Origin of the sequence: Bradyrhizobium canariense (assembly GCF_018130465.1) — a bacterium.
Lineage (GTDB): Bacteria > Pseudomonadota > Alphaproteobacteria > Rhizobiales > Xanthobacteraceae > Bradyrhizobium > Bradyrhizobium canariense_C.
The window spans coordinates 1-13,123 of the sequence record NZ_JAFCKJ010000024.1 but is presented as its reverse complement, the minus strand read 5'-3'; the positions used below and the strand labels follow the sequence as shown (position 1 = coordinate 13,123).

Here is a 13,123-nt window from a genome sequence, read left to right as displayed (position 1 = left end):
TACCGCAGATCGGGCCTTGGGACTTCAGCCTTGATGATCGTCGTTCTAATTAGAACACCATCACCGTAGTGGCCAAGAGCGCAGCGAGTTTCGGCCCAGAGGAGGGTCGGATCGTTCGCTCCATTAGCAACAGAGCATGGTGCAGTGCGGCGTGGGGCCCGTATTTTTCCCAGGGTCTGTCGCTCCTGAGCGGGCTGACCTAGCTGCCGGCCTGGAGACCAGGATAGTGTTATCGCAGCTTCTAAGTGCGCTCAGGTCCTTGTCTGACTGCCGCTATCCAGCTCCCGATACTTTAGTTGCATTACGAGGATAGTACTCGAGCCGATTGAACCTTGCGTGCGAATCAAGCGATCCTAGAGGCTTCATTACCCCTGCAGATTGTGGTTCGAGCAAATGCTAAATCAAATTCTCTATGGTCCGCCAGGAACAGGCAAGACGTTTGCCGTCATTGAGCTAGCGCTCGACATCTTGGATCCCGCATACCTGGAAGCAAATCACTCAAGTCGGACGGCCTTGAAGAAGCGATTTGATGAATTGTCATCAGACGGAGAGGTTCGCTTCGTTACCTTCCATCAAAGCTTTAGCTACGAAGATTTCGTGGAGGGCCTTAGGGCCGATCATGATGCTGACGGGCAACTGAGGTATGCGGTCGAAGACGGGATATTCAAGATCCTTTGCGAAACCGCTGCTGCCAAGGTCACTCGGCAAGCAGCCGCACCTGTATCCATCGAAGGCCGGCGCATCTGGAAAATGTCACTGGGCAACACTCTGGGAAGCGATGCTTATATTTACGACGAGTGCATGGAAAACAACTACGTTCTTCTTGGGTATGGTGGCGACATAGACTTCAGCGGATGCAAAAGCCGAGAAGAAGTTTTCGAACGATCACGGAAGGCAGGAAGCTCGGACGAGGAGGAGTCTTACGCCATTACGGCCGTGACCAACTTTTTGCTCAAGATGAAGAAGGGCGACCTCGTGGTCGTCTCGGACGGAAACACAAAATTCAGAGCCATAGCGGAGATAACCGGCGAATACCGCCAAATCGAACGTGAGCCCCAAGGAGACGGCGACGACAAATACGGTCAATGCCGAGATGTAAAGTGGTTGCGAGTTTACTCGCCGTCGCTGCCGTATGATCAGCTCATGCGGAACCAGTTTAGTCAAATGACGCTGTATGAGCTGAAGCCGCATTCTATCGATAGAGGAAAGCTCTCCGGCCTCCTGAGCACCGAGAGCAGCCTGGTTTACAAAGGTGCGATTACAACTCCTGTTTTCCGAGTTGGCGACACCTTCGGCAGTGGGTACGAAGTCGTTTATGCGTCCAACGATGTTGTCGAGCTGATCAAGCCGAACAAGAAACGTCTTCCAATAGGGATGAGCTTGATTAGAGACCTGGCTGATTGTGTACGAGCCGGGAAACTGACTGTTACGAACATTCGGCAAAAGGAAGTGTTTGAAAAGATGCCTGGCTCTCTTTTGGAGCCGTATCTTGTCAACGGCTACGAGAACATCCTTTCGACTCTAGTCGAGCGCTATCTTGCTTCTCCGAGTCTGCCATCAATCTCCAGCGCCTCCCCCGATAGTAGTCGGCCAAAGGTCCTGATCATTGATGAGATCAACCGAGGAAACGTTTCAAAGATATTCGGAGAGCTCATCACACTAATCGAGCCGTCGAAGCGAAAGGATGCAGAAGAAGCTCTGGAAATAGTTCTGCCGTACTCAAAGTCGCGATTTAGCGTGCCCGCTAACGTTCATATCATCGGCACAATGAACACTACTGATCGGTCACTGACCAGCCTAGACATTGCTCTGCGGAGACGTTTCCATTTCAGAGAGATGCTCCCACGGCCAGAGCTACTAGGCGCAATTGAGCTGCAAGGGCTCAATATAGGACAAATGCTGTCGGTCATGAACGAGCGGATTGAGGTGCTGTTGGACCGAGATCATCGCCTTGGTCATGCATACTTCCTTCCCTTGCTTGAGGACACGAGCCTCGAGTTGCTCAGTTCTATATTCCGCCAACAGATCATCCCCTTGCTGCAGGAATATTTCTTTGAGGACTGGGAGCGCATTCAGATGGTCCTAAATGATGCCCGGAAGGCGCCAGAGTATCGGTTCCTACACAAGCCAGACGTTAATATCTCAGCGCTCTTTGGGGACGACGTGTCTGTCGCCGAGCGATCGATTCGCTGGATGATCAACGACCTCGCCTTTGGTCGGATCGAAGCCTACCTTGGCATAGTCGATCATCAGCTAAAACCCGTGGCGTTAGTGACAGAACGGGAGGCCACTCACGGTCCTTATACGATAAGGCAGCTGTCCAGCGGCACGATCGAAGTGTGGAACAACGGCCAAAAGGAGGAAGTTGCGAAGAAGCCCCTGCTTGAAATTGCGAGAAAATTGGGAATCCCCATGACATGGACGACGGGTGCGACCATGAATACTCGGCACTTGGGAAAGAAGGTCATTGAGGCGCTTGGGAAAACCAATCGGTGACCACCCTCATCACGGTTCGTGAGTATGGCCGGCTAACATCCAGCACGTTGGCTGAGCGGTCGCTCGATCGGCAACAAGTCTCTCAGTCTGCGTTCGATTGGCTTTGCGAGTTGAGTTCTAAGCTCAGCAAATCGGGCGCCTCGCTAATTGAGTTGGAGGATCGGAAGTGGCTACGTCTCGACAACTACGTAGGTGTGATTGAGACGCCCTGTGGGACTCGTATTGAGATCCTTCCGAAGCATCTTGAGGAGGGTGAAAGCCTCGACGCAACGAGATCTCTCCTGGTTAAAATGCTCAGTACGACGCTCGATCTGCCTATAAGGGAGGTTGGGGTGTCGAGTTTGCAGAAATTCCATGCTCCTCTCAATGAGTGGGTCATGCGGCAATTCCTGATCTCGCTAGACGGCCTAGTTAAGCGGGGAATTAGGTGCGAGTATCAGTTGGTGGAAGAGGAGCAGCGTTTCCTCCGTGGTCAATTGAGCCGTGCTAAACAGATGAGGCAGCGACTGGACAGGCAACACTTTTTCCATATCCGACACGACGTGTTCTCAGCCAATCGCTCAGAGAACCGATTGCTGAAGCTTGCAGTGGAGCAAGTGTGTCGGGCAACTCAGTCCCCTTCAAATTGGAGGCTCTCCCACGAGCTAAGGGAGTGCCTGTCCGATGTTCAAGCGAGCCGGGACGTCGCTGATGATTTCGAGAGGTGGCAAGACGACAGATTGATGGCGCATTACAAAGAGATTAAGCCCTGGTGCGAGCTAGTTCTCGGTAATGAGATGCCAACATCGGTGGTTGGAACGTGGGAAGGTGTTAGCCTTCTCTTCCCCATGGAAAAGCTCTTTGAGAGGTACGTAGCAAGATGCCTGGGGCGAGCGCTGCGGCCCGATGCGAGACTGCGCACGCAACCCAAGCAACATTTCCTTTGCGAACACGACGATCGCCGCCTGTTTTGTCTTCAACCCGACATCGTCATTGACTGCGGGACAGCCAGATGGGTGCTCGATGCAAAGTGGAAGCTAGTTGATACCGCCAACTCGCAAGACAACTACAACCTCAAACAGGCTGATTTCTATCAGCTACTTGCCTATGGCAGAACTTATTTGCGAAACTCCCCCCAAGGTACCCTTGCGCTAGTCTATCCACAGCGACAAGCGTTCAGAGCAGCGCTCCAAAAGTTCACATTCCCGGACCAGCTCGACCTTTGGGTGCTTCCATTCGATTTGAATACCGGTGCGTTGATGAATGCGGAATTGTGTGGTCTCCCCGTAGATACTCCTACTCCCCGCCTCCAGGAATTCAGAACAGAATAGCCCGGCGTTTCCTTCAGTTGATATGATCGTGCGATACAGTGCTAGATTGTAACGTCAATGCGAGAACGTCGACGCTTGGATCGACATTCCGGGCCAAGCATCACTCTGATAAGCAACCCTGCAAGAGCTCAGAAACATGCAGCCGAATTATGCAAAAAACTACGAAGTGTTAGTGGCCGTCATCACCCACCTCGCTGTCAACAAGTGGCCTGCACGCCAGCCTAAGGGCATTGCGAAGGACCTTTCAATTGAGGACGTCGATTCCGTACGTAGTGTTCTTAAAGCGTTCAAAGGGCTGTTTAGAGAGTCGCGGGGAGTGTCTAAGGATCATGGCGAGCCGCTTTACTCCTTACATTTACGGCATGCCCGCTTCGCAGTAGCCGACTCCGACCAGGAGCGTCCTCCGCTTGATCCTCCAGATATGTTCTCACTTCTGCGTTTAGTTTCGGAGAAAGCCAGCCAACAGACGCAACATGCAGCGGCACTCAGGGTTGCGGCTTTGACTTCCGGCATTTCACTTCTAGTTGCTGTCGTATCGCTGGTCGTTGCTCTTCACAAGGGTTGAGTGTCATCGCAGCTCCTACCCACAGCGGCAAGCGTTCAAATCAGCGCTCCAAAAGTTCACGTTGGCAGAAAAGCTCGACCTGTGGGTACTTCCGTTCGACTTGAATAGCGGCACCTTGACTAACACGGAATTATGCAACCTGCCGGTAAGGCTTCGTCACTTTTAGGAATTAAAACAAAATTGCAATCCCGATGATATTCGACGTTCTGCCATCTCAAATTGAAGGTCTTGACCAGAACGAGCTTGTCCAATTGCTCGGAAGACTTCTGCACGCGGAAGCGCAGAATGCAGGTATCGCTTTGCGTGGAATTACTGTGCCTATGCAGATCACGGTCGCTGACGGCGGCGAAGACGGTCGCATCAGCTGGAGCGAAGGGCTGCCTAGAACGGACTATATCCCAAGTAGATTTGCTGTATTCCAATCGAAGGCCACCGACCCGGGCGTGGCAGGTTGGAAGAAGGAAACCTGGACAAAGGCCACACAGAAGAAGGGAGTAGCTCGGAAGCTCAATGCCGCCCTAACGAAGACGATTCGTAAGCGGGGATCGTATCTAGGATTTACATCAGCTGCTTTAGTGGGCGAGAAGCTCGACGAAAGAATCGAGGCAATTCGAGCTGGCATTTTAGAGGCCGGTGCGGATCCTGATCGTTTGTCGGTATTGGACATCTATGACGCGAACAAGATCGCTGAATGGTCGTCCCGACATCCCTCTGTCGCGGTCTGGCTAAATGAGCATCGATCAGGGCTATCTCTTGGTGGCTTCCAAACAGTCGACGGCTTCGGAAGGCAGGCTGAGGTTGGCTCCATACAGTATGTTCCAGATACCGTTCCACGATACTCACTTGGGTCTGCACAGGATGCCGACAGTAGGACAACCAAAGATATCGACGGCAATACGCTAACGTCGGATCAGGCTAAAGAGCGTATCTACGATCATCTATCCGAGCCGCAGCGTTCTGTCCGGCTTATAGGTCCATCGGGACTCGGCAAGACACGGTTCGTGTTTGAATTATTCCGAGACATATCCACCATCGTGAAGCGGACACGATCTTTGTCTGCACTGTTTTGCGACTATCGCACGTTGGGTCAACGATTGCTGCCAATCGTTCAACGGATGGCCGAACAGGGAAGCCCAACCCTTCTCGTTGTGGACGAATGCAGCCGAGAAGCCGCTCTGCAGCTTAGCGCAATCGTGTCGAACGCCGGTAGCGTTCTGCGGCTTCTGACCATCGATATAGATGATCGCCCCCTGCAGCATGAATACTGCTTGAACATTTCCGTAAAGCCAAGCGACTCGAACCTGGTGGAAGGCATCATAAAGCAGCGTCTTCCCCGGGCCAGCGCAGTAGAAGTATCCTATATAGGCAATCTTTGCGGCGGATTCCCTAAAATAGCTGTGCTGGCGACGCATAATTACGCACAAAACACGCCTGTCTTGCGATCAATCGAAGATGTGGTGAACCGGGTGCTTTCCGGAGCGGGAATACGAGATCGAAATCAAGTCAAGGCAATAGAATGCCTAGCGCTCTTTGAGCGACTTGGAAGCGATGATGATTTCGCGGAGGAGTTTGATTGGATCGCGAACGCTCTTTGTTCGTTATCTGGGGACGAGATGCATGAGCATCTCGCCACGGCAGCTTCGCACGACATTGTAGACCGGCGCGGACGTTTCTTTTCTGCCCAACCAATTCCGATAGCGGCCTATCTAGGTGCCCGCCGATTGGAAGTTCTTCGTGTGAAAACACTTTTATCTTTTATATCAATTGCGTCCCCTTCCGCACTGACATCATTCTTCGCACAGTGGCGGTACTTTGATACGAGCAAAACTGCAAAGGAAGTCGCACGGCGATTGCTCGGTCCTGGGGGAATGTTTGCCTCCTTTGAAGCGCTGAACACAGAGCATGGATCGAAATGCTTTGACGCTTTGGTCCATGTTGATCCTGACGCTGCGACAGATGCACTGAAACACGTGCTCGGCGATTTGTCCCCTGACGATCTTAAGAAGTTACGGGAAGGAAGGAGACATATCGTCTGGGCTTTGGAAAAACTCGTCTTTCGTCATCAATCGTTCGCGATCGCCGCTCGGCTATTGATGCGCCTGGGCGCCGCCGAGACGGAACGCTTCTCAAATAACGCCTCCGGGCTGTTCATACAGCTTTTTCAGCTCCATCTGAGCGGTACGGAAGCAGAGCCAGCAGAACGCTTTGCAGTGTTGGACGAAGGCTTAGAGAGCGTCGATGAACAAATGGTCGACCTGTGCATCGGTGCACTGGAGAAGACGCTTACACAAAGTCATTTTACCCGATCAGGGTCCGCTCAACAAATCGGCACTCGCCCGCCGTTGAGCGACTGGCGTGCCAAGATTTGGGGTGAGGTATTCGACTTTCATAGAAGCGGCATGAGGCGTCTTTTAGCTCTCCGGTCTCGAACGGAGCTCTCAACGAGATGCGAACGCATACTTGCGAGTCACCTCCGAGAGCTGATGGGCGAAAATTTATTCACCGATATTGAAGCCGCCGTGAAGACGGTGGCGAGCGAGAAAGGCCTGTGGTTGGAAGCATTAGAGTCGCTCGGTGATTGGCTCTACTATGACAGGCGAGGTGCTCCAGAAGAGTTAGCTAGAAAAGTGAGAGAGCTATACAACCTACTGCTTCCAACTGATTTGGTAGACCTGGCACTGCTCTATACAAAATTCTGGTCCGCGGACATTCGTGATCCGGATCTAACCTACGACTACAATGACAGCAGTACGAAAGATTTCGAGTACTCGACTCGCAGGGCGGAAGCCATAGCTCGTGAGATCGCTAAGAACCCAGAAGCCGTTCGCCGAGCCATCCAGTTGATGACGACTGAAGAGTTGCACAACGGCTTTCCATTCGCTCGGGAGTTAGCTCAATGTGTTGACGATCCCATAATGAACTTCAAAGAGGCCGTTGCAATTTACGAGAGATCTGAGGAACGCCATGGGGCGCAATTTATTCGAGGCTTCTTGAATGGGGTTGACGCTAGGAGCGTAGAGCTGGGAGATCAGTGTGTAGCAATTGCACTTGGTTCGGCCGAACTGAGCAAGCAGGCGATAAACGTATACACTGCGGTTGGCGTGACGCCTGAACGATTAGACAATGTTATTGCGAGCCTCCGTCGTAACGAAATCTCGGCCCGGGATTGTGCCTACCTGTCTTATGGTAGGGGAGTAGACCATCTGCCTCCGCCCGTAATCTTGCCACTACTTGGCGAACTTGCCACCAATCGTGGCGCTGAGGGAATTTGGGCTTCTCTTGAAATCATTTCGATGTATCAGCACAGCCGTGCTGAACTAGACGCTTCTCTGGCTGAAATGATAGGGACTTTGCTGACTTCGCCGAAGCTGCTCGGCAAAGTCGGCAGCAACAATCGAGATGCCTATCTTTTTGAGCAAAATGCGGACCTGCTCATTCGTTCGGGGAGAGCAGGCTCACACTTTATTTCGGCGATGGGGGACCAACTTTCACGTATTTGCCAGTCGGGCGACTCCGACGTGATTTTTGCATTGGACGGACCGATCAGGAAAACAGTCAAGAAGCTACTGGCGGTCGACGCATCGGCAATGTGGGCATCAATCTCGCGGTTTTACGAGATCGCCACTGCTACGGAACGGTACTGGCTCGAACGTATCGTGGGCCCTCCGAACTACAAATTTGACGGCGAGGGACACAACGAAGAAGGCATTCTATTCGCAGTTCCCCAGGGCGAATTGGAATCGTGGGCGAAGATAGATCCATCAAATAGGGCAGCATTCCTCTGTGACTTCTATCCAATGATCAAAGGGAACGGATGGCATCCTGCGTTAGAGTCGCTGGCCAGCAAATTTGGTGATATTCCCGAATTTCGCGATGCCCTTAGCCGGCGCCTCTACCCCACTTCCTGGTCCGGCTCAATGGTTCCTCTTTTAGAGGTCTATCTCTCACCATTGCAGTCCTGGTTTGGCCATCCAATTCCAAAGCTTGCGCTCTGGGCAAGAGAATCCCATCGCTTGCTTGAGAAACGGATAGCTGCGGAACGTCGGGATGACATGGAAGAGTAGCTTACGGAAGCGCCATCAGTCATTGACGCTTCCGTAGCAGTCAAGCGGTCTTCCGAGCGGGCAACGATCTCGGTCCCTTGCCTTCGCTCAATTGGGCATCGAGCTCGCCGGCACGAACGGCCTTGATCAGCGAATCGATCACACTCGGTAGCTTTTCCAGTGAACCCACCGCAATGGCCGCCTTACCCTTCTCAAATTCGATGCGCTTCGATCCGACTTTCACAGTCATTACGCACGCACCGCTGGGGTCTTGCTGCCACCACTTGCCTGTGCGAAGCGGTCGCTCGACGAGAACCTTCTCGCCGTCCTCCTTCTTCTCCCAGCGCTTGATGCGCCGCTGGTAGGCCGGATCGGCGAGCAGCTTCTTTTGATCTTCCAAGCGGGACACCATGCGTTCCCGTTTGATGATCAATGGGTCAGAGCTGATCTTGGGCTGCGGGACGAAAGTAAGGGACTTTAGAATAGAGTTCGACATCATAGGCTCCTTGGGTTGGATGGACTTTGCGCCAACCCGGCATAAAGCCTTCGCTCAGAGGGTCGAGCCAGAAAGGAGTTTGCTCCCCACCCGCCTTCCCCTCTGCGACCGCTTTGAGGAGCCGAAACGTAGCAACTTTTAGTTGCGCAGTCGGGCGGTGCAGCTATTATCGTTGGATAATTTGGGACGATGAAGGGCCTGCTAGTTCATGAGCTCGCACTATGGCCGCCTCTTTAAGTATCGAGAGACGAACGGACGAACCCCCCTCGAAGATTTTTTATCGGAATCGCTCGCCGACCTCTTCAACAGGCTTCCGAAGCTTGAACAGCTCAGCTTCATTGACCGCCTACTCATACCCGCCCAGGTGAAAGCAAACTGGCATTCCGTAGCCTCGACGAGCACTGAGCTTCGGATGAGAACGCAAGTCTCAATTTCTGAGGGCCGATTAGACATCCTGATTGTGTGCGACAAACAAGCTGTCATCGTCGTGGAAAGTAAGATCAGATCACCCGTGGGCAAGCGCCCGGACGGTTCGGATCAACTCCAACATTACGGCCAGTGGCTGAAGCGGCAATCAGACGAGAGCCTTGGAAACGTTGCGGTAATTTGTCTGCTGACTCACTTAACGCCCCCACCAAAAGAATTCACCGAACCTAGCTCGACCGCTTATGGAGCGACTCCAAAGCTACTCCGATGGTCCGAAGTTGCGGCCGAGCTGAAATCCCTCAGCGGCGATGAGAGGCTTCGGTGGGACATCCGCACTCTCGCCGAGGAACTCCACATATTTTTATTGGAGCAGGATATGACCTCCGAAACGCCACGCTTGGAAGACTTTGCTGCCGCCATTATCTTTGTAAAAGCGGGATCTCGGATCTCGAAAGCCTTTGAAGACGTGTTCGAGCATGTTTCCGGGTTAAAGGGCGTTTTCCCCAAGGGGAGCATTCCTGACGACCTCCCGCTGGCTTTCGACTCTGATCAGAATCTTATGCATGGTTGGAAGTATCTTTCGGCGTCGCCGCTGACAACTATCTACTTTGCTTACGGCATTGCCTTACAGCCGAATCGTAGCCTAACTCCTGATGGAGCGCTCTCAAAACAAAATCTCCCGCATGAGGATTCGATTTTCCTTTGTCTCGGCGTGGAAACGAACAAGGAAATGAGGCTCCTTGAAGAGCACTCCAAGGTACTTGGGCCCAATTGGAAGTACATCTCATTCGACGACAATTCGATAGTTGTCACATTCAGGCCCCTCAATACCATTTTGATTGAGCCGGAGTCCTTCGCAGGGAAGATGAACGCTTGGATCGACGAAGCCGTGCCCCAGCTATTGCCCCTGATAACGACCATGCAGAAGCAGGCCGCTCAATTGGTGAAATGACGGTACAAACGACTAGTCTGTCAGCTTGCGTCAGGCATAATTAGAGGAAGCGGCGAGTACTCTGTGACTGACACGCAAGAACTCATCCAGGCTGTCGAGGCAGCGACTAGATCTCGCTACAACGGCGATCTGTTGCTTCATCTCTTTCGTGGCACGATGCAAACAATGTCTGCCGTGGTACGTGGGCAATCGCACCCGACTATGGAGATCAAACGTTTTTTCAACGGCCTTGCTGCCGGCTATAAGTTCGATGTGACGGTAACGGGCATCGAAGGGGTCTATGGCGGTGAATGGCTCTACGATCTTGGTTGGCACGTGCAATCGGAGGGATTCTATCGCCGCCAGGTCTTGGTGCTGGAGAGCGAGATGACACTCGGGAGGATCGCTCAGAGCGATCAAGTGAACGGCGACTTTCACAAACTGGTGCAGGCTCGTGCCGACATCCATGTGTGGGCGGCCGCACTCGCTACGTCTGAACTCTTGGCGAGGCATTTAGAAAACTGTAAGCGGCAGATAGATGCTTTCGCTCAAGGCACTCCGGGTGATTACTACCTTTTCATTCTCTTCGATTGGAGTACTGGCAGAACGGCCGTCGAGGGGTACAGACGCCCTTCGTAGTCTAATGGGGGGACCTTAGCCAGTCCTGCGTTGCCTTCTGGGCCACGAGCAAGACATCGAGGTACGGCGCCTAAGTAGGCGGCTTAAATGTGCAGATAAATAGTCTCGTAACGGCATCCCGCCGCTAGTGGAGATTACAAATGAAATACAAGACATCAGACACAATTACCGAAACTAGGCGGGCCTTCGCACCGATCGCAACCAGAGCAAAGTCGAAGGTGTAATAGCAACCGAACAAGCGAACTTAACGTAGACACTACGCATCCCTGTCCTCCCATAAAGCGTCGGCTCCTGCATTTTCTTGAGTGCCTTGGCCGGGCTCTGTGAGTATGGACGCATATGTAGCGGGCGCTAGGCAGCGATAGCAGTTCCGTCCGACCGCCGACCTGCAGTCGCAGCGCAGAATTCCTCATCTCGGAATATTCGCCGCTAGGAAGCAGCCCCTTTCGGAAGGTGCGAAGCACGACCGTCGCTCAATCTCGTTCTGCTTGAGTAAGCTCGTGTATCGTCCTCGAACGTGGTTTCAGCACCCCAGACGCTGCGCCTAGGGACTGAAGGTCTGGTGCAATCAACGAAAACTAAACGCCAAAGCCTGCTGCGGAAGTAGCCGTGGTCGGAAGCCACGACTACAAGGGGCTTCGGATCGACCCGGGTCACGTTCCATTTGGAACGGACGTGCCCAAAGATCCAAACTCGAACTCAAGTTGCTTTACCACTCGTCTGAGATCTGGAAAATAGACGGAGAAGATCAGGTCGAGGCGCTTTGCATCGAATTGCACGCCAAGCTTAGTCAATCTATCTTCCATCCGTTTCTGTACTCGTTCCCTAACGTTGGGCGAAACGACTGCCACTGCGAAATCGATACAAACGGTTCTAGAACGTATAGCCTCGTGCATCTTCGAGAGGTCATTGACTGCAAAGATAAAGCGGCAAGTTGCGTCATACCGTTCAATAATCCCACGCAGAGACGCTTGAGCGTTTTGCGACAGGTAATCCGCCTCGTCGATAAAGCAAAGCTTCATTCCGGGGTCCAACGGATAGCAACTGGCAAATCTATCTACTAGAGTCCGCACCTCGCTGACTCCGGTCTGCAAGGAGCCATCCAACTCCAAACAGCCGAGTTGGCCACGGGCTTCCACGAACATCTTGGCAGTTGAAGTTTTTCCTGTTCCTGGCGGGCCATAGAAGAGCATATTGACGGGCTCCTTAACGTCGAGCATCGTTTGAAGTCGAGCGATGGTCTTTTCGCCGAGAGCTAGGTCTTGCAGGTCTTTAGGACGCAGGCGCTCGGAGAGCGATACTGGGCGATCGACCATTATGCCACCTCCAGCAGTTTCTGAGCCAAGAACTCCGGCAGACCTGTTACGACCAGACCGAAGCCTGCTGCTACTTTTTGCAGCTCTTGAAATAAGTCTAGCTGCTTGTCATTCGTTAGACCCGTCGCATCCACAACAAGGCGGCAAGACTCCCCTTCAAGGGCCGGTTGGCTCGTGGATGGTTCGCTTTGTGTGCCTTCTTTATCAGGAGACCTCGCCTGTCGCAGCTCTTTGGCAGTCATTTCAGGCTTCAAAACGCCTCTAGAGACAAGATCATAAAGCACGGCAGGATCTAGTTTTGCGAGTTCATACAAAGTAGTCCATGCCGAAGGGAGGGCGTCGCCGCACGTCAGCAACCGCCGTGCGCCTTCGCCGATCCGGCGCTTCTTCCGGAACGTTGCGGACTTCGGATCGAGCCCGACCTGTTCACAGAATGCCTTCATCTGTGCCTCGCCCTGCCTCACGGCCTTAACGAGAAACGTACATTGAATGACAGCGTCGATCGAAGAGGTTGCCCGAAACTTCCTATAGCCCTCCACACAATGCTCAAGAACTTCGTTGGGGTCTAACTTAGGTTCACCCTGCTCATTCAACAGATCATGTAACGACAGCTCGGCCGTGTCACCGGGCCGCCAGTCACCATCAAGTCTGACATTGTCACGGGAAGATGCGGTTCTTTCGAATGGTACAAGATCGTTCATGGCTCTTTCCTAGAGTAAAAAAAAACGGCCAAGGGGGTCCTTGGCCGTGTCAACCGTTTGAGTGCTCCCGAGCTTCCGCCCTCAAGCTCAAGGGATATGGAGGCCCTCAAATGCTGATCAAGCATTTACAGATTATTATTTTCCGAAATAAGCCACGGTGGCCATGTGGTGATGGTGTTCAAATTGGAACGATGGTCACT

At 52.8% G+C, this 13,123-nt stretch carries 9 protein-coding genes; 6 read left to right on the top strand and 3 right to left on the bottom strand.

What is annotated here, in order from left to right; translation table 11 throughout:
• The first annotated feature begins 393 nt into the window (after positions 1–393).
• From JQ591_RS35120 to JQ591_RS35105, 4 genes are all read left to right on the top strand, one after another.
• A complete protein-coding gene (locus JQ591_RS35120; RefSeq protein ID WP_249138002.1) occupies positions 394–2,496 on the top strand; it encodes an AAA family ATPase in 2,103 nt (700 codons plus the stop codon).
• Entirely contained in the window at positions 2,493–3,806 is a 1,314-nt protein-coding gene (locus JQ591_RS35115) for an McrC family protein (protein WP_211400528.1), read from the top strand. The genes JQ591_RS35120 and JQ591_RS35115 overlap by 4 nt, the downstream gene beginning before the upstream one ends.
• Positions 3,807–3,942: 136 nt before the next feature.
• Positions 3,943–4,371 carry a hypothetical protein gene (locus JQ591_RS35110; protein ID WP_211400527.1) on the top strand — a complete coding sequence of 143 codons (429 nt, stop codon included), beginning with the start codon at positions 3,943–3,945 and terminating at the stop codon, positions 4,369–4,371.
• A gap of 191 nt (positions 4,372–4,562) precedes the next feature.
• On the top strand, positions 4,563–8,435 hold the full coding sequence (locus tag JQ591_RS35105) for a hypothetical protein (RefSeq protein WP_211400526.1): 3,873 nt from the start codon (positions 4,563–4,565) through the stop codon (positions 8,433–8,435).
• A 40-nt stretch (positions 8,436–8,475) separates the two neighbouring features.
• Here the strand turns inward: JQ591_RS35105 and JQ591_RS35100 are convergent, their stop codons facing one another.
• A complete protein-coding gene (locus JQ591_RS35100) occupies positions 8,476–8,913 on the bottom strand; it encodes a DUF6641 family protein (RefSeq protein WP_249138001.1) in 438 nt (145 codons plus the stop codon).
• Between the two features lie 205 nt (positions 8,914–9,118).
• On the opposite strand from JQ591_RS35100, the gene JQ591_RS35095 reads away from it, so the two are divergent.
• Both JQ591_RS35095 and JQ591_RS35090 read left to right on the top strand, forming a co-directional pair.
• A complete protein-coding gene (locus tag JQ591_RS35095; protein WP_211400525.1) occupies positions 9,119–10,288 on the top strand; it encodes a PD-(D/E)XK nuclease family protein in 1,170 nt (389 codons plus the stop codon).
• A 63-nt stretch (positions 10,289–10,351) separates the two neighbouring features.
• Positions 10,352–10,906 (top strand): hypothetical protein, encoded by a 555-nt coding sequence (locus tag JQ591_RS35090; protein WP_211400524.1) that lies wholly within the window; start codon positions 10,352–10,354, stop codon positions 10,904–10,906.
• Between the two features lie 653 nt (positions 10,907–11,559).
• On the opposite strand, the gene JQ591_RS35085 is transcribed toward JQ591_RS35090, so the two are convergent.
• Both JQ591_RS35085 and JQ591_RS35080 read right to left on the bottom strand, forming a co-directional pair.
• The gene (locus tag JQ591_RS35085) at positions 11,560–12,222 is read right to left on the bottom strand and encodes an AAA family ATPase (RefSeq protein ID WP_211400523.1); all 663 of its coding nucleotides are present in this window, start codon (positions 12,220–12,222) and stop codon (positions 11,560–11,562) included.
• Entirely contained in the window at positions 12,222–12,923 is a 702-nt protein-coding gene (locus JQ591_RS35080; protein ID WP_211400522.1) for a hypothetical protein, read from the bottom strand. Before JQ591_RS35080 ends, JQ591_RS35085 begins: the two co-directional genes overlap by 1 nt.
• Positions 12,924–13,123 lie beyond the last annotated feature (200 nt).

Excerpts from the sequence above, each read along its gene's own strand:
- JQ591_RS35110 (WP_211400527.1), top strand. The coding sequence starts at position 3,943 with ATGCAGCCGAATTATGCAAAAAACTACGAAGTGTTAGTGGCCGTCATC.
- JQ591_RS35105 (WP_211400526.1), top strand. The coding sequence starts at position 4,563 with ATGATATTCGACGTTCTGCCATCTCAAATTGAAGGTCTTGACCAGAAC.
- JQ591_RS35085 (WP_211400523.1), bottom strand. The coding sequence starts at position 12,222 with ATGGTCGATCGCCCAGTATCGCTCTCCGAGCGCCTGCGTCCTAAAGAC.
- JQ591_RS35120 (WP_249138002.1), top strand. The coding sequence starts at position 394 with ATGCTAAATCAAATTCTCTATGGTCCGCCAGGAACAGGCAAGACGTTT.
- JQ591_RS35080 (WP_211400522.1), bottom strand. The coding sequence starts at position 12,923 with ATGAACGATCTTGTACCATTCGAAAGAACCGCATCTTCCCGTGACAAT.
- JQ591_RS35100 (WP_249138001.1), bottom strand. The coding sequence starts at position 8,913 with ATGATGTCGAACTCTATTCTAAAGTCCCTTACTTTCGTCCCGCAGCCC.
- JQ591_RS35095 (WP_211400525.1), top strand. The coding sequence starts at position 9,119 with ATGAGCTCGCACTATGGCCGCCTCTTTAAGTATCGAGAGACGAACGGA.